Source organism: Streptomyces sp. NPDC012794 (genome assembly GCF_042901085.1).
Taxonomy (GTDB): Bacteria; Actinomycetota; Actinomycetes; order Streptomycetales; family Streptomycetaceae; genus Streptomyces.
This window is the reverse complement of sequence record NZ_JBIBCI010000001.1, coordinates 209,579-230,712: the sequence shown is the minus strand read 5'-3', so window position 1 is coordinate 230,712 and position 21,134 is coordinate 209,579. Positions and strand designations below refer to the sequence as shown.

21 protein-coding genes and 1 tRNA gene are annotated in these 21,134 nt (G+C 71.9%); 12 read left to right on the top strand and 10 right to left on the bottom strand.

Features of this window, described 5'->3' with window-relative positions; genetic code table 11:
- On the bottom strand, window positions 1–912 hold the full coding sequence (locus ACFY7H_RS01110; protein ID WP_388931265.1) for an SDR family oxidoreductase: 912 nt from the start codon (window positions 910–912) through the stop codon (window positions 1–3).
- 164 nt (window positions 913–1,076) lie between these two features.
- Here ACFY7H_RS01110 and ACFY7H_RS01105 point away from each other — a divergent pair, with 164 nt between their 5' ends.
- Window positions 1,077–1,490: a MarR family winged helix-turn-helix transcriptional regulator gene (locus ACFY7H_RS01105; RefSeq protein ID WP_388931262.1), complete on the top strand. Its 414-nt coding sequence runs from the start codon at window positions 1,077–1,079 to the stop codon at window positions 1,488–1,490.
- Window positions 1,491–1,535: 45 nt separating this feature from the next.
- Here ACFY7H_RS01105 and ACFY7H_RS01100 read toward each other — a convergent pair whose 3' ends face one another.
- The 5 genes from ACFY7H_RS01100 to ACFY7H_RS01080 are packed head-to-tail and all read right to left on the bottom strand — an operon-like array spanning window position 1,536 to window position 6,760.
- Window positions 1,536–2,318 (bottom strand): ABC transporter ATP-binding protein, encoded by a 783-nt coding sequence (locus ACFY7H_RS01100; protein WP_388931260.1) that lies wholly within the window; start codon window positions 2,316–2,318, stop codon window positions 1,536–1,538.
- The gene (locus tag ACFY7H_RS01095; protein ID WP_388931257.1) at window positions 2,315–3,298 is read right to left on the bottom strand and encodes an ABC transporter ATP-binding protein; all 984 of its coding nucleotides are present in this window, start codon (window positions 3,296–3,298) and stop codon (window positions 2,315–2,317) included. The genes ACFY7H_RS01100 and ACFY7H_RS01095 overlap by 4 nt, the downstream gene beginning before the upstream one ends.
- A 5-nt stretch (window positions 3,299–3,303) precedes the next feature.
- Window positions 3,304–4,173 carry an ABC transporter permease gene (locus ACFY7H_RS01090; protein ID WP_388931254.1) on the bottom strand — a complete coding sequence of 290 codons (870 nt, stop codon included), beginning with the start codon at window positions 4,171–4,173 and terminating at the stop codon, window positions 3,304–3,306.
- The gene (locus tag ACFY7H_RS01085) at window positions 4,170–5,123 is read right to left on the bottom strand and encodes an ABC transporter permease (RefSeq protein ID WP_388931251.1); all 954 of its coding nucleotides are present in this window, start codon (window positions 5,121–5,123) and stop codon (window positions 4,170–4,172) included. Before ACFY7H_RS01085 ends, ACFY7H_RS01090 begins: the two co-directional genes overlap by 4 nt.
- The gene (locus ACFY7H_RS01080) at window positions 5,120–6,760 is read right to left on the bottom strand and encodes an ABC transporter substrate-binding protein (protein WP_388931248.1); all 1,641 of its coding nucleotides are present in this window, start codon (window positions 6,758–6,760) and stop codon (window positions 5,120–5,122) included. The genes ACFY7H_RS01085 and ACFY7H_RS01080 overlap by 4 nt, the downstream gene beginning before the upstream one ends.
- A 142-nt stretch (window positions 6,761–6,902) precedes the next feature.
- Here ACFY7H_RS01080 and ACFY7H_RS01075 point away from each other — a divergent pair, with 142 nt between their 5' ends.
- Entirely contained in the window at window positions 6,903–7,973 is a 1,071-nt protein-coding gene (locus tag ACFY7H_RS01075) for a LacI family DNA-binding transcriptional regulator (protein WP_388931245.1), read from the top strand.
- Here ACFY7H_RS01075 and ACFY7H_RS01070 read toward each other — a convergent pair.
- On the bottom strand, window positions 7,940–9,574 hold the full coding sequence (locus tag ACFY7H_RS01070) for an amidohydrolase (RefSeq protein WP_388931242.1): 1,635 nt from the start codon (window positions 9,572–9,574) through the stop codon (window positions 7,940–7,942). The genes ACFY7H_RS01075 and ACFY7H_RS01070 overlap by 34 nt on opposite strands.
- Before the next feature lie 149 nt (window positions 9,575–9,723).
- On the opposite strand from ACFY7H_RS01070, the gene ACFY7H_RS01065 reads away from it, so the two are divergent.
- Both ACFY7H_RS01065 and ACFY7H_RS01060 read left to right on the top strand, forming a co-directional pair.
- On the top strand, window positions 9,724–10,431 hold the full coding sequence (locus ACFY7H_RS01065) for a helix-turn-helix domain-containing protein (protein WP_388931239.1): 708 nt from the start codon (window positions 9,724–9,726) through the stop codon (window positions 10,429–10,431).
- 144 nt (window positions 10,432–10,575) lie between these two features.
- Window positions 10,576–11,964 carry an NAD(P)/FAD-dependent oxidoreductase gene (locus tag ACFY7H_RS01060; RefSeq protein WP_388931236.1) on the top strand — a complete coding sequence of 463 codons (1,389 nt, stop codon included), beginning with the start codon at window positions 10,576–10,578 and terminating at the stop codon, window positions 11,962–11,964.
- A 16-nt stretch (window positions 11,965–11,980) separates the two neighbouring features.
- Here the strand turns inward: ACFY7H_RS01060 and ACFY7H_RS01055 are convergent, their stop codons facing one another.
- A complete protein-coding gene (locus tag ACFY7H_RS01055) occupies window positions 11,981–12,691 on the bottom strand; it encodes a substrate-binding domain-containing protein (protein ID WP_388931233.1) in 711 nt (236 codons plus the stop codon).
- 95 nt (window positions 12,692–12,786) lie between these two features.
- Between ACFY7H_RS01055 and ACFY7H_RS01050 the strand changes: the two genes are divergently transcribed.
- From ACFY7H_RS01050 to ACFY7H_RS01020, 7 genes are all read left to right on the top strand, one after another.
- Entirely contained in the window at window positions 12,787–13,554 is a 768-nt protein-coding gene (locus ACFY7H_RS01050) for an IclR family transcriptional regulator (protein WP_388931231.1), read from the top strand.
- Between the two features lie 105 nt (window positions 13,555–13,659).
- Window positions 13,660–14,871: a 4-hydroxybenzoate 3-monooxygenase gene (locus ACFY7H_RS01045; RefSeq protein WP_388931228.1), complete on the top strand. Its 1,212-nt coding sequence runs from the start codon at window positions 13,660–13,662 to the stop codon at window positions 14,869–14,871.
- A gap of 26 nt (window positions 14,872–14,897) precedes the next feature.
- On the top strand, window positions 14,898–15,923 hold the full coding sequence (locus tag ACFY7H_RS01040; RefSeq protein WP_388931226.1) for an amidohydrolase family protein: 1,026 nt from the start codon (window positions 14,898–14,900) through the stop codon (window positions 15,921–15,923).
- 17 nt (window positions 15,924–15,940) lie between these two features.
- Window positions 15,941–16,630: a 4-carboxy-4-hydroxy-2-oxoadipate aldolase/oxaloacetate decarboxylase gene (gene ligK, locus ACFY7H_RS01035; RefSeq protein WP_388931223.1), complete on the top strand. Its 690-nt coding sequence runs from the start codon at window positions 15,941–15,943 to the stop codon at window positions 16,628–16,630.
- Window positions 16,631–16,632: 2 nt separating this feature from the next.
- Entirely contained in the window at window positions 16,633–17,553 is a 921-nt protein-coding gene (locus tag ACFY7H_RS01030) for an amidohydrolase family protein (RefSeq protein WP_388931220.1), read from the top strand.
- Between the two features lie 25 nt (window positions 17,554–17,578).
- A complete protein-coding gene (gene ligA / locus ACFY7H_RS01025; RefSeq protein ID WP_388931218.1) occupies window positions 17,579–18,886 on the top strand; it encodes a protocatechuate 4,5-dioxygenase subunit alpha in 1,308 nt (435 codons plus the stop codon).
- A gap of 1 nt (window position 18,887) precedes the next feature.
- Window positions 18,888–19,862: a Gfo/Idh/MocA family oxidoreductase gene (locus ACFY7H_RS01020; RefSeq protein ID WP_388931215.1), complete on the top strand. Its 975-nt coding sequence runs from the start codon at window positions 18,888–18,890 to the stop codon at window positions 19,860–19,862.
- Between the two features lie 206 nt (window positions 19,863–20,068).
- Here the strand turns inward: ACFY7H_RS01020 and ACFY7H_RS01015 are convergent.
- Window positions 20,069–20,142 (bottom strand) — tRNA-Pro (locus tag ACFY7H_RS01015).
- 117 nt (window positions 20,143–20,259) lie between these two features.
- Here ACFY7H_RS01015 and ACFY7H_RS01010 point away from each other — a divergent pair.
- Window positions 20,260–20,748, top strand: a complete 489-nt coding sequence (locus ACFY7H_RS01010) for a DUF309 domain-containing protein (RefSeq protein ID WP_388931213.1) — start codon at window positions 20,260–20,262, stop codon at window positions 20,746–20,748.
- On the opposite strand, the gene ACFY7H_RS01005 is transcribed toward ACFY7H_RS01010, so the two are convergent.
- Complete coding sequence (locus ACFY7H_RS01005) at window positions 20,745–21,134, bottom strand: VOC family protein (RefSeq protein ID WP_388931210.1); 390 nt, start codon at window positions 21,132–21,134, stop codon at window positions 20,745–20,747. The two genes, ACFY7H_RS01010 and ACFY7H_RS01005, sit on opposite strands and share 4 nt — an antisense overlap.

The window sequence follows — 21,134 nt, the reverse complement described above, 5'->3', positions numbered from 1 at the left end:
TCAGACCTCCGGGGCCTGGGGCGCGGGGATGCCGTACGTCTCGGGTTCGGCTCCGACCCCACCGGGCCATTGCGCTGCGATCGCCTCTGCGCTCCACCCTCCGTCGGCGAAGGCGGTCGCCTTCTCCTTGGGGTGCGCCCACAGGGCGAGCCGGTCGCCGCCTATGCCGATGGCCTGTCCGGTCACGTCCTTCGCGGCGTCGGAGGCGAGGAAGGTGACGAGCCCGGTGACGTCCTCGACGGTGCCGAGGCCCTCGCCCTTGCGCAGCCAGTCCGGCAGCGGACTACCGGTGCGCTCGGACTCCTCGATGACGGGGGCGAAGGCCGGGATGGTCCTGGTCATCTCGGTGGCGGCGACCGGGACGACCGCGTTGACGGTGATGCCGGCGCGGCCCAGTTCCATGGCCCAGGTGCGGGCCATGGCCACGATGCCGGCCTTGGCCGCGGCGTAGTTGGTCTGACCGAAGTTGCCCCGCTGTCCGGCGGGCGAGGAGATCAGGACGAGACTGCCGCCGCTCCCCTGCTCCCGCATCCGGACGGCGGCCGCCCGGGCGCAGGTGAAGGTGCCGCGCAGGTGGACGCGGACGACGTCGTCGAAGTCGTCGTCGGTCATCTTCCACAGCACGCGGTCGCGCAGGATGCCGGCGTTGGTGACGAGCACGTCCAGGCGGCCGAATTCCCGTACCGCGGCGTCCACGAGCTCCTGGGCCGCCGCGCTGTCTCCGACGGCCGCGACGACTCCGGCCGCCGTGCCGCCCTCGGACCGGATCGCGGCGAGGGCGGCGTCGACCGTGTCCTGGTCGACGTCGTTGACGATGACCGCGGCGCCGGCGGCGGCGAGGGCGCGGGCGTATCCGAGGCCGAGGCCGCGACCGCTGCCGGTGACGACGGCGACCTTCCCGTGCAGATCCATGAGGGTGCCTCTCGTGAGGGGTGGAGATGCCGGAGCACCGGCGGACGGCCGGGCTCGATCGACAGGAATCCTGTCGAATGACAGTCTCATCAACCAACAGGATTCCTGTCAATGTCTTAGGGTGTAGCTGCCATCCACCCGGGCACCACCACAGGAGGACGAACGTGAGCACCTCGCTGCTCTACCTGGTCAAGCGGACGGAACTCGCGGTGCGGGCTCGTCTCGAAGAGCTGGTCAGACCTGCGGGCATCACCGCCCTGCAGTACACCGCCCTCACCGTCCTGGACCGGCACGACGGCATCTCCGCCGCCCAGCTCGCCCGCGACTCGTTCGTCACCGCCCAAACCATGGCCGACATGGTCCGCGCCCTTGAGAGCCGCGGCCTGATCCGCCGCGAGCCGAACCCCGCCAACCGCCGGGAACGCCTCGTCCTGCTGACCGAGGCGGGCAAGGGGCTCCTGGACGAGTACGCCCGACCGGCCCGCGCGCTGGAGGAACGCATGGTCGCCGACCTGACCCCGGAGGAAGTCGACGGGTTCCGGCGGGCGTTGCAGCTCACGTGGCGCTCCCTGACCTGACCGCGCGGGGCGCCGCCCGCCGGGTTCGCGCCCGCCGTCCGGCCCTCAGCCGCCTGCGCCCAGCGGAGTGCCGCGCCGCGGCACCGAGCCGAGCAGGAGGCGGGTGTACGGATGGTCCGGGGCATCGAGCACCCGGTCCACGGGGCCCGACTCCATCACCCTGCCCGACTTCAGGACGAGCACCTCGTCCGCGATGTGGCGTACGACGGCCAGGTCGTGGGTCACGAACAGGAAACCGATACCCGCCTCGCGGCGGATCTCACGCAGCAGTTCGAGGATCTGGGCCTGGATGGACACGTCCAGCGCGGCGACCGCCTCGTCCAGGACCAGCACCCGGGGCTCCACCGCGAGGGCGCGCGCGATCGCCACGCGCTGGCGCTGGCCGCCGGACAGGTCGCGCGGCAAGGCCGCCGCCTCGCGGGTCCCGAGGCCGACCTGATCCAGGTGTCCGGCGACACGGATCCGGCGCGCGGCGGCGTCCAGGTCGGTGTGCAGCCGCAGTACCTCGTCCAGGCATCCGCTCACCGTCACCCGCGGATCGAGCGACTGGTAGGGATCCTGGAAGACCATCTGGATCTCCCGCGCCCGGGAGATCCGTTCGGCGCGGCCGCGGGCCCGGGCCGAGCGGTCCCGGCCGTCGAGCCGGACCGTACCGCCGTCTGAGCGCTCCAGGCCCACGAGTACCCGGACCGTCGTCGTCTTGCCGCTGCCGGACTCTCCGACGATCGCGAGCGAACCACCGGGCGGCAGCGAGAACGACACCCCGTCGACCGCCGTGTGCTCCCCGTACCGCTTGTGCAGCCCCTCGACCACCAGTCCCTTCGTCACAGCGTGATTCCTTCCTCGGCGCGCAGGCACGCGGCCAGACCCTCGCCGTGCGGTGCGAGTACGGGCGTCTCCTCCGCGCAGCGCGGCACCGCGTGCGGGCAACGGGCGGCGAACGCGCAGCCGGGCGGGTCCTCCGACAGTGAGACCGGCCGGCCCTGGATGGGCCGGGGCGGGGGCGCGCCCGCTTCGATGCGCGGAGTGGAGGCGAGGAGCCCCGCCGTGTACGGGTGGCGGGGCCGGTCGAAGAGTTCGTCGGTGGAGCGGGTCTCGACGACCCGGCCGGCGTACATCACGTACACCCGGTCGCAGATCGCCGAGGCCAGCTCCAGGTCGTGCGTGACGAAGAGCATCCCGGTGCCGCGCTCGGCCCGCAGCCGGGCCAGGATCCCGATCACCTCCGCCTGGGTGGTGACGTCCAGCGCGGTGGTCGGTTCGTCGGCGAGGAGCAGGGCCGGCTCGGCGGCGAGGGCTGCGGCGATGACGACCCGCTGGAGCATGCCGCCGGAGAACTGGTGCGGGAAGCGGCGCAGGGCGCCGCGCGGATCGCGGATACCGACGGCGTCGAGGAGTTCCTCCGCCCGAGCGGCGGCGCGGTCGGCGGGGGTGCCGCAGGCGCGCAGCCCTTCGGTGAGGAAGTCACCCACTCGGCGGAGCGGGTTGACGGATGCGCGCGGGTCCTGGAAGACCATGGCGACCTCGCGGGCCCGCAGCCCGGCCAGCTCCCGCGGGCGCATGCTCAGCACGTCCCGCCCGGAGACCCGGACCTGACCGCCGGCCCGGGCGCCCGGGGGCAGCAGTCCGAGGACGCTGCGGCAGGCGACCGACTTGCCCGACCCGGACTCTCCGACCAGGCCGACGGTCTCCCCGGGCCGCACGGTCAGGCTCACCCCGTCCAGGATGGGCCGGGCGGCCCGGTCGGCCGGGAGCCGTACTCCGAGCCCGTCGATCTCCAGGACGGGTGTGGTCGATGGCGTGGTCATGGTGTTCACCTCTCCCGCCTCGCGATCCGGTCGGCGAGCCCCTCGCCGACGATTCCGAACGCCACGACCGCGAGCACGACGCACGCGGCCGGCGCGAGCGCCGGGAGCATCGCCCCTTGCAGGACGGCCCCCTGACCCTCGTTGATCATGGCGCCCCAGTCGGCGGCCGGCGGCTGGACGCCGAAGCCGAGGAAGGACAGGGCCGCCAGGTCCATCAGCGCGTACCCGAAGTTCATCGCGGACTGGGCGAGAACGGTCGGCGCGATGTTCGGCAGGAGGTGGCGGACACAGACCGTCCAGCCGGACCAGCCCTGCACCACGTACGCCTCGATGTACGGCCGTTGCTTCTCCTGCCGGGCGATGCCGCGCACGAGCCGGCCCACGTACGGGGTGTAGGCGATGGACATGGCGATGACGGGTGCGGTCATGCCGGAACCGAGGACGGAGACGAGCAGGATCGCCAGCAGCAGACCCGGGATCGCGAAGACGAGGTCCATCGAGCGGGACAGGAGGGTGTCCGCCCAGCCGCCCCGCCAGGCCGCCACCACACCGAGCAGCAGGCCGAGCAGGGTGGAGACGGCGACGACGAACAGCGGCCCCAGGAGCCCGGTGCGGGCGCCGTGGAGCAGCCGGGACAGGATGTCCCGCCCCGACTGGTCGGTGCCGAGCAGGTGGTCACCGCTGGACCCGGCGAGGCTCGCGCCGAGGTCGAGCGCCTCGGGGTCGTACGGAGCGAGGACCGGGGCGAGCACGGCGACAAGGACGAGCGCGGCGAGCACCGCGACCGAGCCCGCGAACAGTGGCCCCTGGCCGAAGAGGCGCAGTCCGCGCAGGCCCGGCCTGCGGTACGCCGCCGTGGTGAGGGTGGAGGTCATGGAGAGCCTTCCCCGGGGGAGAGACGGGGGTCGATGAGCGGGGCGAGCAGGTCGACCGCGAGGTTGACGAGGACGAAGGCCGCCACGCTGAGCAGGGTGACGGCCTGGACCACGGCGAAGTCCTGCGCGGTGACCGACTGCACGAGCAACGAGCCGAGCCCCGGCACGTCGAATGCGGTCTCCACGATCGAGGTGCTGATGAGCAGGCCGGCGAGCATGGTGCCGCCGACGGTGACGACGGGACCCAGCGCGTTGCGCAGCACGTGCCGGCGCACCACGGTCCGCCCCGCGACGCCCCGGGCACGCGCCACCTCCACGTGCTCGCGGCCGAGTTCGTCGAGCATCGCGGAGCGAGTGACCCGGGCCAGCAGGCCCGCGAACGTCAGGGCGAGGGCGACGGACGGCAGGGTGAGCTGGTGGAGCCGGGCACCGAAGCCCTCCGCGGCGCCGCCGCCCGGGCCGGGGAACCAGCCGAGCTGGACCGAGAAGACCGAGACGAGCACGATCGCGGTGACGAAGGACGGAGTGGCGGTGGCCACTCCCGTGCCGATCAGCACCATCCGGTCGACAAGCCCGGGGCGCAGCGCGGCGAGGATGCCGACGCCCACCCCCAGGACGACGACGAGCAGGGCCGCGTAGCCGACGAGGAGGGCGGTGCCGGGCAGCCTGGAGCCGAGGAGCGCGGTGACGTCCTGGTGGTACTGGGCCGAGCGGCCGAGGTCGCCGCTCAGGACGCCGCCGAGCCACTTGCCGTACTGCACCACCACGGGGTCGTTCAGGTGGTGCTCGGCGCGCAGGGCGGTCACGGCCTCGGGGGTGGCCGGGCGGCCGTGTAGGAGGAAGGTCACCGGGTCACCGGGGGCCAGGTGGATCGTGCCGAAGACCACGACCGAGGTCACGAACAGCACGGCCACCAGGCCCAGGAGCCGTCCGCCGAGGAAGCGGGTCATTTCTGTGCGGCCCCGATCTTCGCGGCCCACGGGTAGTAGAGCTGGGCGATGCCGGTGGGGGCGCCGGTGATCCGCTTGCCGAGGAAGACCGAGTACGGCGCCTCGTACACGGGGATGACCGGCAGCTCGCGCAGGGTGATCTCCTGGAGTTTCGCCGTGAGGTCGGCGCGCTTGGCCGGGTCCGGCTCGGCGTTGGCCCGGTCGAAGGCGATGTCGAATTCGGCGTCGGACCAGTAGCCGTAGTTCCCGAAGTCGCCGGTGCGCAGGTACTGGTAGAACTCCAGCGGATCCGGCGTGTTGTCGTAGCCGTTGGTGATGACGAGGTCGAGCCCGTCACGGGACTTCGGGTCGACGAAGATGCTGCTGTACGCGTCGGGGGAGACGGCCTCCAGCTTGACGTCGAGGCCGATCTGGCGTCCGGCCGCCTGCACCGCGTTGGCGACCACGCTGATCTCGGGGGCGAGCGAGCTCGTCACGAGGGTGATCGAGTGCCCGGTGGCACCGGCCTCCTGGACCAGCTTCTTCGCGGCTTCGACGTCCTGGGGCAGGTCGGGCAGCGTGTCGTAGTGCTCGGCGGCCTCCTCCGGGAGGAGCGCCCAGGCACCGCGTGCCGCAGGAGCCTTGGCCGGGACCCCGACGCCGCCGGCCGCCGCGTTGATGATGTTCTTCCGGTCGAGCGCCATGGACAGGGCCTTGCGGACCTTGATGTTGCCGAGCGGGCCGTTGAAGTTGAGGACGGCGAGGTTCGCGGCCGCGGTGTTGGGGCCGAAGAGGAGCGTTCCGTTGCCGCTCGCCTTCAGCTGGGCGAGGGAGGAGGACGGCACCATGTAGCCGCCGTCGGCGGTGCCGGACAGGAACGCGTTGGAGCGGGCGGCCGGGTCCTCGACGAAGGTGAACTTCACGGACCGGGACTTCGGAACGAGTGCCTTGTCCCAGTACGCCGGGTTCTCGCGCAGGGTGATGCTGTCGCCCTGCGCCCACTTCTCCAGGGCGTAGGGGCCGGTGCAGTTCAGGGCGCCCTTCGGGGTGCCGTAGTCCGGGCCCGCCTTGGCGAGGGAGGCCGCGCTCACGACGGTGCCGGGAGAGGCGGCCATGAGTTCGTGGAAGAGGACGTCGGCCTGGGCGAGGCGGATCGTCACCTCCAGCGGGCCGGTCGCCTCGATGGACTTGACGTTCTTGAAGGTCGAGGCCCACGGGGAGCCGGTGGCCGGGTCCATCTGGCGCTTGAGGGAGGCGACGGCGTCGTCCGCGGTCATCGCCGTGCCGTCGTGGAACTTCACGCCCGGCCGCAGGGTGTAGACGAGCGTGAGCGGGTCGGGCTGCGACCACTTGACCGCGAGACCGGGCTCGATCTTCAGGTCGGGGGTGACCCGGAGCAGCTGCTCGCAGACGTTGGCGAGCACGGTGTTCGGCGGGTAGTCGTACGCGAGGGCGTAGTCGAGGGTGTACGGCTCGGCGTACAGCGACCACGTGAAGGAGTCCAGGGGGCCCTGGGCCGGCGGCGAGGTCGGGGTGACCTTGAAGGCGGCGCCGCCGGTGGGGCCGGTCTGGGGCCGGGTGGCGCCGGCGCAGGCGGTGAGAGAGGAGGCCGCGAGCACGGCGGTGCAGGCGAATGCGATGAATCTGGGTGTACGCATGCGGATCCACCCCTTTACGGGTGTTGTGACGGGCACGGGGGGATGGAGTGAGTATTGGTGCGGGAACGTTCCCGCACAAGACTTCGGCGAGGGATTGCGGGAACGGTTTTGCAAAGGTCGGGAGGGTGGCAGCATCGGTCTCATGACCAAAGATTCAGGGCTCGGCGAACAGCCCGGCCCGCGCGTGCGGCTCGTGGACGTCGCCCGGGAGGCGGGCCTGTCCAAGACGACCGTCTCGGCGGCGCTCAACGGCACCGGCCGGCTCTCCCCCGACGTGCGGGAGCGGGCCCGCGAGACCGCGCGCAAAATGGGCTACCGGCCCAACGCCACCGCACGACAGCTGCGCGCGGGGCGGGCCCGGCTGATCGGATACGTGGTCGGCGAGCTGGCCGACGCCCCCTGGACCTTCCTGGAGTCGCCGTACTTCGCCCGGCTCACCGGGGCCACCGCCGCCACCGCGCTCGGACGCGGCTACGCGATGGTGCTGCTGCCCGCCGGCTCCCTGCAGAGCGAGTGGTCCGCGCTGCCCCTCGACGCCGCGATCGTCGTCGATCCCGTCGCCGAGGACCGGATCGTCGAGGACCTGCTCGCCGCCCGCATCCCGGTCTTCAGCGACCGGTCCGTGGAAGGCCGGCCGGACGCCCACTGGGTGGACGTCGACGCGGTCGGCGCCGTCCACCGGACCCTGGACCACTTCCTGGACCAGGGCGCCAGGCGGCCCGTGCTGGTCGTCCCGGACAGCACCACCCGCTTCCACCGCGAGGTGTTCGCCGCCCACCACGACTGGTGTACGGCGCACGGGCTGCCGGAGCTGGCCGTACGGGCCGCGCAGCCCGGCAACGGGCCGGTGCTCCGGGCCGTCGAGACCGCGCTGACGGCCGGGCCGGATCGCCCCGACGCCCTCTTCGTGGTCGCCGAGGCCAGCCCGCCCCTCGTCCTGGACGCGGCAAGGCGGCACGGCTACGGCGTTCCCGGCGACCTGCTCGTCGCCTGTGTCAGCGAGGACGAGGCCGCCGTGTACACCGAACCGCCGGTGACCACGCTGAGCCTGCGCCCCGACGCCGTCGCCGAAGCCGGGATCGAACTGATGGTGGCCGTTCTGGAGCACGGCCGGGGGGAGACCGTCGGGGTGCTCGTGCCGGTCCACCTCGATGTCCGCGCCTCCTCGGTACGGCATCCTCAGCCTCCGAACACGAGCTCGCCGCCCACATAGGTCCGCTCCACGCGCGCCTCGGCGATCTCCTCCGGGGGCGCGGCCAGGATGTCCCGGTCGAGCACCACGAGGTCGGCCAGATGGCCGGGGAGGAGGCTGCCCGCGTCGTCGAGCCGGCTCACGTGCGCGGAACCGGCGGTGTAGGCGGCGATCGCCGAGAGGAGGTCGATGCGCTGCTCGGGCAGGAACACCCGCTCGTCGTCGGTTCCCGGCTCCCGCCGGTTCACGGCGACGTGGATGCCCGCGAGCGGGTCCGGGCTGGAGACCGGCCAGTCGCTGCCCGCCGCCAGGGTGGCCCCCGACCGCAGCAGACTTCCGAACGGGTACTGCCAGGCGGCGCGCTCCGGGCCCAGGAACGGGATGGTCAGCGCGTCCATCTGCGGCTCGTGCGCCGCCCACAGCGGCTGGATGTTCGCGATGGCGCCGAGCGCGGCGAACCGGGGCAGGTCGTCGGGGTGGACGACCTGCAAGTGGGCCAGGTGGTGCCGGTTGCCGCGCCGCCCGTTGGCCGCCACGGCGGCCTCGACCGCGTCGAGTGCCTCGCGTACGGCACGGTCGCCGAGCGCGTGGAAGTGGACCTGGAAGTCCAGCGCGTCCAGCGCGGTCACGTGACCGCGCAGGGCCTGCGGATCGACGAAGCTCAGCCCACTGTTGGCCGTGGCGCAGCCGCAGCCGTCCAGGTACGGGGAGGTCAGCGCGGCCGTGAAGTTCTCCGCGATCCCGTCCTGCATGATCTTCACCGACCCGGCCCGGAACCGCTCGTACGCCAACTCCTTGCGGCGCTCGACCAGTTCGGGTATCTGCTCGGCGCCGCGCTCACGGTCCCACCACAGCGCACCGGACACGCGGGCGGTCAGAGAACCGTCCCGTGCGGCGGCCAGATAGGCCGCCGAGGGGTCCCCCATCCCGTTGAAGCTGCCGAGCAGCGCGTCCTGCCAGCCGGTGATGCCGAGCGAGTGCAGCAGCTCCTGCGCCCGCAGCAGCCCGGCGAGCCGGTCCTCCGGCGTACTCGGCGGCACCAGCCGCGACACCAGAGCCGTCGCGCCCTCCTGGAGCATTCCGCTGGGCGTGCCGTCCGGCTCGCGCTCGATCCGTCCGTCGGCCGGATCCGGGGTGGTGGCGGTCAGCCCCGCCCGTTCCAGGGCCCGGGTGTTGGCCCAGGCCCCGTGGTGGTCGCGGTTCGCGAGCAGTACCGGCCGGTCCGGCACCACCGAGTCCAGCAGCTGCCGGGTCGGCAGTCCGCCCGCGAAGCTCTCCATCGACCAGCCGCCGCCGGTGATCCATTCCTGCTCCGGGTTCGCCTCCGCGTACGCCCGGATCCGCTCCAGGTACGCGGCGGCGTCGACGATCTCGGTCAGATCGCACTGCGCCAGCTCACTGCCCCCGCCCACCGCGTGGACGTGGGCGTCCTGGAAGCCGGGCATCAAGAGCCTGCCCGCGAGGTCGACCACCTCGGTACGGGGCCCGATCAGCTCCCGCACGGCGTCGTGGCCGACGGCGGTGATCCGCTCCCCCGTGACCGCGAGCGAACTCGCCCGGGTGCGGGCCGGGTCCATCGCGAGGACAGGACCTCCGGTGAAGACCAGATCGGCGTGAGGCATGCGGCGGCTCCCTTGCGTGCGGATGCGCTGGACGGATTGCGTACAGATGGCCCGGACGGCGTGGGTACGCAGGTGCGAAACGGGTGACGGGCGCCATCGAAGCCCCCGAGCCGTTTACACGTCAATAGTGTTGACGTAAGGTCCCGGCCATGTCCGAACGCGTGGTACCCGAGGGCAGCCGGCAGCGCAGCCGCCCGACCAAACACGGCGCCGTCCTCTCCGAGCGCCTCATCGTCGACACCGCACTGCGCCTCGTCGAACAGCACGGCGCGAAGGCACTCTCGGTCCGCAGGCTCGGGGCCGCGCTGGGCGCCGACCCCACCTCCCTCTACCGCTACTTCCGCAACACCGACGCCCTCCTCCTCGCCCTCGCCGACGAGCTCATCGGCCGTGCCCAGGAGGGCTGGACGGCCACCGGCAACTGGCGCGAGGACCTGCGCTCCATGGGCCGGCGCATCCACGCCTCGTACCTCGCCCAGCCCCAGGCCGCACTGCTCGCCGCCCACCGCACCACCGGCCGCCCGCACGAAACCAGGGCCGTCGAGAAGATCCTGGGCATCCTCCGCGACGGCGGTTTCCCCGACGCCTTGGCGGTGCGGATCTATCACGCCTTCGTCGACCAGTCACTCGCCTTCGCCGCCCAGGACGCCGCGGCGGCGGCCCTGCCCCCCTCGGCGGCGGCGGCCGACGCCGAGGTCTGGCATGCCGCGTACAGCCGCCTCCCCGCCGACACCCACCCGCACATCGCGGCGACGTACCCCCTCCTGGCCGTCGACATGCGCGACAGCGGCTACCCCTTCGCACTGGAGCTGATGCTCGTCGCCGCCGCCGCACTGCACCCGGACGCGGGGCGGTAGCGGCCGCGGACCGGGCCTCCGCAATCCGCCCGTAGGCGCTTATGTCAACATCATTGACGTTGTCGCGGCCGACCGGGTCTCATGGGCGGCACCTCGGAGGGAAGCCCCCGCGCGCGGGCTCCTCCGCCACCCGAAGGAGCCACCATGGACCCCCTGCTCTCGCTCCGGGACGCCGATCCGACCCCGTTCTGGCTCGACGATCCGCGCCGCCCCCGGCCCACCCCCGCCCTCATCGGCGCCGCCACCTGCGACCTGCTGGTCGTCGGCGGCGGTTACACCGGTCTGTGGACCGCCCTCATCGCCAAGGAGCGCGACCCCTCCGTCGATGTCGTCCTCGTCGAGGGCGACCAGGCCGGCGGCGCCGCCTCCGGCCGCAACGGCGGCTTCTGCGAGTCGAGCCTCACCCACGGTCTCGGCAACGGCCTCGCCCGCTGGCCCGACGAGATCGGTGTCCTCGAACAGCTCGGCCGCGCGAACCTCCAGGCCATGGAGGACACCCTCGCCCGCCACTCCATCGACTGCGACTGGGAGCGCACCGGATCCCTGGTCGTCGCCACCGAACCCCACCAGGTCGGCTGGCTCGCCGAGGAGGCCGAGACGGCCGCCCGGTACGGCGCCACCACCACCGTCCTCGACGCCGACGCCGTCCGCGCGGAGATCGACTCCCCCACCTTCCTCGGCGCCGTCTGGAACAAGAGCGACACCGCCATGGTCAACCCGGCGCGGCTCGCCTGGGGCCTCAAGCGCGCCTGCCTCGATCTCGGCGTCCGCATCCACGAGCACACCCCGGCCCTCTCCCTCGAAGAGCACGGCGCCGTCATCTGCGTCCGCACCCCCTACGGCCGGATCACCGCCGGGCGAGTGGCGCTCGCCACCAACGCGTACCCCTCCCTGGTCCGCCGCCACCGCCTTTACACCGTCCCCGTGTACGACTACGCCCTCATGACCGAACCGCTCGACGAGCAACAGCTCGCCTCCGTCGGCTGGCACAACCGGCAGGGCTGGGCGGACCCCGCCAACGCCTTCCACTACGTGCGGCTCTCCACGGACAACCGGATCCTGTGGGGCGGCTACGACGTCGTGCACCAGGGCCGGGTCCGCGCCGAACACGACCGGCGCCCCGAGACGTTCGCGACGCTCGCGCGACAGTTCTTCGCCACCTTCCCGCAGCTGGAGGGCATCCGCTTCAGCCACGCCTGGGGCGGCGCCATCGACACCAGCACCCGCTTCTGCGTCTTCTTCGACACCAGCCATCGCGGCAAGGTCGCCTACGCCGCCGGCTTCACCGGGCTCGGCGTCGGCGCCAGCCGGTTCGGCGCCGAGGTCATGCTGGACCTCCTGGCGGGCGAGCGCACCGAGCGGACCGCCGTCGACCTCGTGCGCCGCAAGCCGCTTCCCTTCCCGCCCGAGCCCGCCCGCTCCCTCGGCATCGGCATCACCCAGCGCTCCCTGGCCCGCGCCGACCGCAACGAGGGCCGCCGCGACCTGTGGCTGCGGACCCTGGACCGCCTCGGCCTCGGCTTCGGCAGCTGACCGGTCCCGCGCGCCCTCAGTCCCGGTCCCCGGCGGCCCGCATGCCCCGGGCTCGGGCGGTCTTCCACGCCGCCTCGGAACCGAGGAGATCGAGGACTTCGCGGGCCCGGCCCGGTCGGGTGGAGGCGGCCAGTACGCCTCCGCTGAACGTCGAGGTGATCTCGGCGGCGCCCGGCAGCGGGCCGACGACGACGACGCCCGGCAAGTCCATCAGTTCGCTGTGCTGCTGGAAGGCCAGGTCGGCCGTGCCGGATGCCAACAGGCTGCCTGCGGGCACACCCGGTGGTGCTTGGACGAGCCGGTCCCGGAGCGTTTCGGCGAGGTCCAGCCGGGTGATGAGATCCAGGAGGGCCGCGCCGCTGGGGCCCGTCGAGTAGGCGATCCTCATCGCGGACAGCAGAGCGGCCCGCAGGTCGGAATCCGAGCGCAGTGCCGGCACCGGTGTTCCTTCCGGCACGGCGGCGACGACCTGGGAGACCCACAGCGGGCGCACCGTGTCTCCGAGGAGGTGTCCCTCGGCCGCCAATTCGACCATTGCGCCGTCGGCCAGCACGAGGACGTCGGCATCGGCTCCCTGGCGCACCCGCTGGGCGATCTTGACGCCGCCGGCGGATTCGAACCGCATCGGAATCCCGTGCGCGAGGCGGATCTGTTCGGAAAGCTCGGCCAATATCAGCCGCGTCGCCATCGAGGACAGCCCGGAGGTGTGTCGGTCGTCCCGGTCCATGTCGCCTCCTTGTGTCCGGCAGGTGGTACGGAGTGTCCGGCAGATGGTAGGGCGCCCGGCCGGGGGCTACAACGCCGGTCTGCGAGACTGACCGTGTGAGCAGAACCCGGAGCACGGCGGCTGGGAAGGTCCTCGAAGTCCTCTCGGCCTTCGATCGCGACCACCCGTCGCGCACACTGTCGGAGATCGCCCAGTGCACGGGACTGGCCTTGAGCACCGCGCACCGAGTGGTCGCGGAACTGGCGGAGTGGGGCGCGCTGGAGCGCACCGAGGACGGGTCCTGGCACATCGGGCTGAGGCTCTGGGAGATCGTCTCGGGATGCCCCCGCACCCAGATTCTGCGCGATGCGGCCCTGCCGTTCATGCAGGACCTCTACGAGGCGACCCACGAGAACATCCAGCTCGCCGTGCGAGAGGGTACCGATCTCGTATTCGTCGAACGGATCGCCGGGCACCGCTCGGTGGAGCTGCTGACGATGGTCGGGTCCCGGTTCCCCATCGGCTCCACCGGGATGGGCCGCGTGCTGCTGGCACACGCACCGCTGGACGTCCAGGAGGAGGTACTCGACTCGCCGCTGCGCGCCTGGACCCCGCACACCGTCACCGACCAGCGAACGCTGCGCGCACAGTTGGACCTCATCCGCCGCGAGCAGGTCTTCGTCAGTGACCGGCAGCTCTCGGAGAGCACGGTCGCGGTGGCCGCACCGGTACGGATCGGCCCGGCCGGACCGGTCAGCGCCGCGCTGGGGATCGTCATCGCGGCCAGCAGCGCGAGCCGTGCGCGCGGGCTGCGCGAGCCGCTCCTGAGAGCCGCGTACGGGATCTCCGAAGAGCTCGGCCGGCGGACCCGTACGACGGTCTGAAATCCGAGCGGGGCTTCCGCCTGACGGAAACGGCGGTGACCGGTCGCGGTCGCGGGTGCCAGCGTTCGGGGTGTTCGAGACGCTCGCAGTCGCTCAGGAGGTGCCATGGCCGACGCCATCATCGACACCGTTGCCCCGGTTCCGGTCGTTGTCATCGGTGCCGGTCCAGCCGGCTTGATGCTGGCCCACCTACTCGGGCGCGCCGGAGTAGAGACGATCGTGGTCGACACCCGTACCCGGCAGGAGATCGAGAGCACGCAGCGCGCCGGCATCCTGGAGGCCGATGCGGCCCGGGACCTGGTCGAGACCGGCGTCAGCGACCGGATCCTGCGCGAGGGCCGCGAACACGAAGGCACCGAGCTGCGGTTCGGCGGGCGGGCGCACCGCCTCGACTTCAAGGAGCTGGTCGGCGAGTCGGTGTGGCTCTATCCGCAGACCGACGTGTTCATCGACCTGGCCGACGCCCGGGAGCGCGACGGCGGCACGGTCCGCTTCGGCGTCAGTGACACCGAAGTCCTCGACATCACCACCGACGCCCCCCGGGTCCGCTACACCGCGCCCGACGGGTCCCGCCACGAGATCCGGGCCCGGTACATGGTCGGCGCGGACGGTTCGCGCAGCATGTGCCGCGATCTGGTGCCGGAGGGTCAGCGGGTGCGCTACGGCAGGGAGTACCCCTTCGCGTGGTTCGGCATCATGGCCGAGGCTCCGATGAGCGCGCCCGAGCTGGTCTACGCCCACTCCGAGCACGGGTTCGCGCTGATCAGCCAGCGCACCGGGACCGTGCAGCGGATGTACTTCCAGTGCGGCCCCGACGAGTCCCCCGACTCCTGGCCGGACGAGCGCGTCTGGGAGACGCTCCAGGTCCGGGTGGCCGGCGAGGACGGCTTCCGTCTCAAGGAGGGCCCGATCCTGGACAAGACGGTGCTGCGGTTCCGCTCGTTCGTACAGGAGCCGATGCGGTGGGGCTCACTGTTGCTCGCGGGCGACGCCGCGCACACGGTGCCGCCGACCGGCGCCCGCGGGCTGAACCTGGCGCTGCACGACGTGAAGGTGCTCTCCGACGTTCTGCTGCGGGCACTCGGTGGCGCAGGCGAGGCCGCGCTCGACGAGTACCAGCCGCGCGCCCTGCAACGGGTCTGGCGGGCCCAGAACTTCTCCTACTGGATGACCCAGCTGCTGCACACCGCGCCCGGCGGCTCCCCGTTCGACCTGAGGCGTCAGCTCGGCGAGCTCGACAACGTGGTCGGCACCCGCGCCGGCCGCAGCTACCTCGCCGAGCAGTACACCGGCTGGCCCGCCCGCGGCCGGGGCTGACCCCACAAGACCACCGGAGAGAGCACATGATCATCGACTGCCACGGGCACTTCACCACCGCACCACCCCAGCTGGCGCAGTGGCGCGACCGGCAGACAGCGGCGGTCGGCGCCCCCGGGGACGCGCCCGACCCCGACGAGCTGGTCATCACCGACGACGACCTGCGCCGGGCGATCGAGGGCAACCAGCTGCGGCTCATGGACGAACGCGGAACCGACCTGACGGTCTTCTCCCCGCGGGCCAGCTTCATGGCCCACCACATCGGCGACTTCGCGGTCTCCTCGGTCTGGGCCCGGATCTGCAACGACCTGGTCCACCGTGTCAGCACGCTCTACCCCGGCCGCTTCGCGATGGGCGCGATGCTGCCGCAGTCACCGGGCACCGATCCCGCGACGTGCCTGCCCGAGCTGCGGCGCGCGGTCGAGGAGCTCGGCGCGGTGACGATCAACCTCAACCCTGATCCCTCGGGCGGCAGGTGGACCGCGCCGCCGCTGACCGACCGCAGCTGGTACCCGGTCTACGAGGCGATGGCCGAGTACGACATCCCCGCCATGATCCACGTCAGCACGTCCTGCAACCCGGCCTTCCACACCACCGGTGCCCACTACCTCAACGCCGACACCACGGCGTTCATGCAGCTGATCCAGGGCGACCTGTTCGCCGACTTCCCGACGCTGCGGTTCGTGATCCCGCACGGCGGCGGCGCGGTGCCCTACCACTGGGGCCGGTTCCGCGGCCTGGCGATGGCGCTGGGCAAGCCGGATCCCGAGACGCTCCTGGACAACGTCTTCTTCGACACCTGCGTCTACCACCAGCCCGGCATCGACCTGCTCACCCAGGTGGTCCCCAGCAGGTCCGTCCTGTTCGCCAGCGAGATGATCGGCGCGGTCCGAGACCTCGATCCCCGCACCGGCCACCACTTCGACGACACGAAGCGATACGTCGAGGCCACCCCACACCTCTCCGACGAGGAGCGGGCCGCCGTCTACTGCGGCAACGCCCTGCGCGTCTACCCCCGACTCGCCGCCCGCCTCGCCGCAGCCGGCCACTGACCCCAGGAGAAGAACCCATGGAGCACACCGAGATCGGCGTAGTCCACACGTCGATCGTCCGCGCCGACCCCGAGGCCGTCGCCGCGCTCTCGGCCTTCGGCGTGGCGACCATCCACGAGGCCATGGGCCGAGTGGGGCTGATGCGCCCTTACCTGCGCCCGGTCTACCCGGAGGCCCGCCTGTGCGGCACCGCCGTGACCGTGCTGCTTCAGCCCGGCGACAACTGGATGCTCCACGTCGCCGCCGAGCAGATCCGGGAGGGCGACGTCGTGGTCGCGGCCTGCACGACCGAGACCGAGGACGGCTTCTTCGGCGACCTGCTCGCCACCTCGTTCCGCTCCCGGGGAGGCCGGGGCCTGGTCATCGACGGCGGTGTGCGCGATGTGGCCGACCTGGCGGAGATGGACTTCCCGGTCTTCGCACGGGCGATCAACGCCAAGGGCACGGTCAAGGCCACGCTCGGCTCGGTCAACGTACCGGTGGTCTGCGCCAACGCCCTGGTCAGGCCCGGGGACGTCGTCGTGGCCGACGGCGACGGCGTGGTCGTGGTGCCGCGTGAACGGGCCGCCGCGGTCGCCGCGGCGTCGGCCGCGCGCGAGGCCTCCGAGGCGGGCAAGCGTGCGCGGTTCCGCGCGGGCGAGCTCGGCCTGGACCTGTGCGGCATGCGCGGCCCGCTGGCCGAGCGCGGACTGCGCTACGAGGACTGAGGATGACGACCATGTCCGAGAAGGTCCCCGACTGGCTCGACTGGTACGCCGGTCCGAGCCGACCGCGGTTCCAACTGCCCGAAGGCGCCGTCGACGCGCACTGCCACGTCTTCGGCCCGGAGTCGCAGTTCCCGTTCGCACCCGAGCGCAAGTACACCCCCTGCGACGCGTCCAAGGACCGGCTCTTCGAGCTGCGCGACCACTTGGGCTTCGCCCGCAACGTCGTGGTCCAGGCGACCTGTCACGGAGCAGACAACAGCGCCATGGTCGACGCCCTGCGGCACTCGGGGAACCTGGCCCGCGGCGTCGCTACGCTTCGGTCCGGGGTCCCGGACGCGCAGGTGCGGGAACTGCACGAGGCCGGCGTCCGCGGCGTGCGGTTCAACTTCGTCAAGCGGCTCGTCGACGCGGCGCCGCGGCGGGACCTGTGGGACGTCGTCGAGCGGATCGCCCCGTACGGCTGGCACGTGGTCGTCTACTTCGAGGCAGCCGACCTCGCCGAGCTGCGCGACTTCCTGCTCTCGGTCCCGGTGCCGTTGGTCGTCGACCACATGGGCCGGCCCGATGTCGCCAAGGACCCGTACGGTCCGGAGTTCGAGGCGTTCTTGGACTTCATGCGGGCGAGGCCGGACATCTGGTGCAAGGTGACCTGCCCGGAGCGGCTGTCAGCGGCAGGCCCGCCGGCCCTCGACGGACAGCGGGACGCCTACCGCGACGTCGTCCCGTTCGCCCGGCGCGTGGTCGAGGAGTTCCCGGACCGGGTGCTGTGGGGCACCGACTGGCCGCATCCGAATCTCGTCGACCACATGCCCGACGACGGCCTGCTCGTCGACTTCATCCCGCACATCGCGCCGACACCACCGCTCCAGCACAAGCTCCTCGTGGCCAACCCGATGCGCCTGTACTGGCCGGGCGCCGAATGACCACCCCACGATAGGAGCACCCGCAGTGTCGCTGGACAAGACCTACAAGCTGGTGCCGGGGACGACCCTCTTCGACGCCGAACAGTCCGCCAAGGGTTACCACCTCAACCAGTTCTGCATGTCGCTGATGACGGTGGACAACCGTGAGAGCTACCTGGCCGACGAGCGCGCCTACCTCGACGCGTGGCCGCTGCGGGAGGAGCAGAAGCAGGCGCTCCTCGACCGCGACCTCAACGCCGCGATGCGCGAGGGCGGCAACATCTACTTCCTCGCCAAGTGGGGTGCGGCGCTGGGACTGTCGTTCCAGCAGATGGCGGGCTCGATGACCGGCATGACTGAGCATGAGTACCGGGACATGATGGTCGGTGGGGGCCGCTCCGTCGAGGGCAACCGGATAGACCGCGCCGTCCTGGAGGCGGCACACGCCGCCCCGGAACCGTCGGCCGGGCACGCCGTGATCACCGGCGCGGTGTTCACCTCGCACGTGCCGGCGATCGGCGCGGCGATGGACCACCACAAGACGGACGAGCCCTACTGGAGGCCGGTCTTCGAGGGCTACGAGTTCTCCAAGCGGTGGGAACGCGAGAACGTACCCGATGTGGTCTTCCTGGTCTACAACGACCACGCCACCGCGTTCGACCTGTCGATGATCCCGACCTTCGTGCTCGGCACCGGCGCGGCCTACGACACCGCCGACGAGGGCTACGGGCCCCGGCCCGTCCCCGGCATCGAGGGCGACCCGGAGCTGGCCGCACACATCGCGCACTCGCTCATCAGGGACGACTTCGACCTCACCCTCGTCAACGAGATGGTCGTGGACCACGGTCTGACCGTACCGCTGTCGCTGATGTTCGGGGACGTCGAGAAGTGGCCGTGCAAGGTGATCCCGTTCCACGTCAACGTGGTGCAGTACCCCGTGCCTTCGGGCGCCAGGTGCTTCAAGCTCGGCCAGGCGCTGCGCAGGGCGATCGAGTCCTACGACAAGCCGTTGAAGGTCCAGGTGTGGGGCACCGGCGGTATGAGCCACCAGTTGCAGGGCCCCCGCGCCGGCCTCATCAACCGGGAGTGGGACAACGCCTTCCTGGACCGGCTGGTCGAGGACCCGGTCGCCCTGTCGCAGGTGCCGCACCTGGAGTACGTCGAGGAGGCGGGCTCGGAGGGCATCGAGCTGGTCATGTGGCTGATCGCCCGCGGGGCGATGAGCGACCTCGACGACTCCGGGCAGGTCGAGGTCAAGCACCGCTTCTACCACGTGCCGGCGTCCAACACCGCCGTCGGCCACCTGATTCTCGAAAACCACCCGCGGGCCGAGGCGCCCGCCGTCAAGGAGTGACATGACCGACGAGCAGACCCTGCGGATCGCCCTGGTCGGGGGCGGTGCCTTCGGCGCCAAACACGCGGCCGCACTCAGGCGGATCGACGGCGTCGAGGTCGCCGCCGTGGTGAGCAGCACCCTCGACAGCGCCCGGAGGTTCGCGCAGGAGCAGGGCGTCGGCCGCGGCGTCGCGACCTTGGAGGAGGTGCTGGCGATGGACGACATCGACGCCGTCATCCTCGCCACGCCCACGCCGATGCACGCCGCGCAGACGCTGGCCTGCCTGGAGGCGGGCAAGCACGTCCAGGTCGAGATCCCGCTCGCCGCCTCGCTCGGCGACGCCGAGGCGTGCCTGGCGGCACAGCAGCGCACCGGCCTCGTCGCGATGGTGGGGCACACACGGCGCTTCAACCCGAGCCACCAATGGGTGCGTCGGCAGATCCAGGCCGGGGAGTACCGCATCCAGCAGATGGATGTGCAGACCTACTTCTTCCGACGTACCAACCTCAACGCCCTCGGCCAGCGGCGCTCTTGGACCGACCATCTGCTGTGGCACCACGCCGCGCACACCGTCGACCTCTTCGCCTACCAGACCGGCTCGCCGATCGTGCAGGCCAACGCGATCCAGGGCCCGATCCACCCCGACCTCGGCATCGCCATGGACATGTCCATCCAGCTGCGCGCGGAGAACGGCGCCATCTGCACCCTGTCGCTGTCGTTCAACAACGACGGGCCGCTCGGCACGGTGTTCCGCTACATCGGCAACACCGGCACCTACATCGCGCGCTACGACGATCTGTCCACCGGCAAGGACGAGCCGATCGACGTGAGCGGGATCGACGTCTCGATGGACGGCATCGAACTGCAGGACCGCGAGTTCGTCGCCGCCATCCGCGAGGGCCGCGAACCGAACTCCTCCATCGCCCAGGTCATGGCCTGCTACCGGTCGCTGGCCGCCCTTGAGGAACAGCTCGACGCCGCCTCGGCCTCGTGACGTGACCTAGGCGCCGAAGCCGCGGCCCGAGTCGGCGTGGCGCGCGACTCGGGCCGCGGCTTCGGCGCCGACGAGGAACCACCTTGACCGGGTCAAGGTGCGCTCCGGCCCGGTCAAGTGCGCTGGTCCCCAACTGGTCCCCAAAAACGATCAAGGGGCCGTTTTGGATTGCTCCAAAACGGCCCCTGATCTGCGACTCTTTCGAGTCGGGACGACAGGATTTGAACCTGCGACCCCTTGACCCCCAGTCAAGTGCGCTACCAAGCTGCGCCACGTCCCGTTTACTGCTTTGCGCCCTTCACCTGGGGTTTCCCCTCGTGCCGGGCACATGCAGAACATTACCCCACGCCGAGGGGTGTGTGTGCACGGGTGATCGGCGGCGGGCAGGATGGCTCGGGTGAGCGAACGGGATCGGGACCGGGACGGTGAGGGGCGGGCGCGCAGTGCGCGGCCGCGGGACGGACTGGGGCGGCCGCTGCCGTACGGGGCCGAGGGGGTGGAGCGGCAGCCCGAAGGGGTGGTGCGCACGCCGGCCGGGACGGTGGCGGAGGCGCAGCGGCTGCTGGACGGCGGGATGCCCTTCCACGCGCACGAGGTGTTCGAGGACGCGTGGAAGTCCCGTCCCGGGGCCGAAGAGGCCCTGTGGCGGGGGCTGGCGCAGCTGGCGGTGGGGCTGACGCACGCCGCGCGGGGGAACTCCGTCGGCGGGGCGCGGCTGCTGCGGCGCGGGGCCGGCGCCCTGGCCGGGTACGGGGAGGCGTACGGGATCGACACGGCGGGGCTGGCCGGGTGGGCCCGGGCGCTGGCGGGGCGGGTGGAGGCCGGGGAGCGGATCGACGCGGCGGCCGAAGCCCCCCGGCTGACCGGGCCGCCGGGTACCGTTTAGGCGGGCTGGAGCAGGTCCCAGCGGTTGCCGTAGAGGTCCTCGAACACGGCGACGGAGCCGTACGGCTCGTGGCGCGGCTCCTCCAGGAAGCGGACGCCCTCCGCCGTCATCCGGGCGTGGTCGGCCGCGAAGTCGGCGGTGTAGAGGAAGAAGCCGACGCGGCCGCCCGTCTGGTCGCCGACGCGGGAGCGCTGGGCCTCGTCCTTGGCGCGGGCCAGCAGCAGGGCGGACTCCTTGGCGCCGGGCGGGCGGACCACGACCCAGCGGGAGCCGTCCGGCCGGGGGGTGTCCTCGGCGAGTTCGAAGCCGAGGGCGCGGGTGTAGAAGTCGATGGCCTCGTCGTAGTCGTGGACGACGAGGGCGGTCAGGGCGATGTGGGAGGGCAT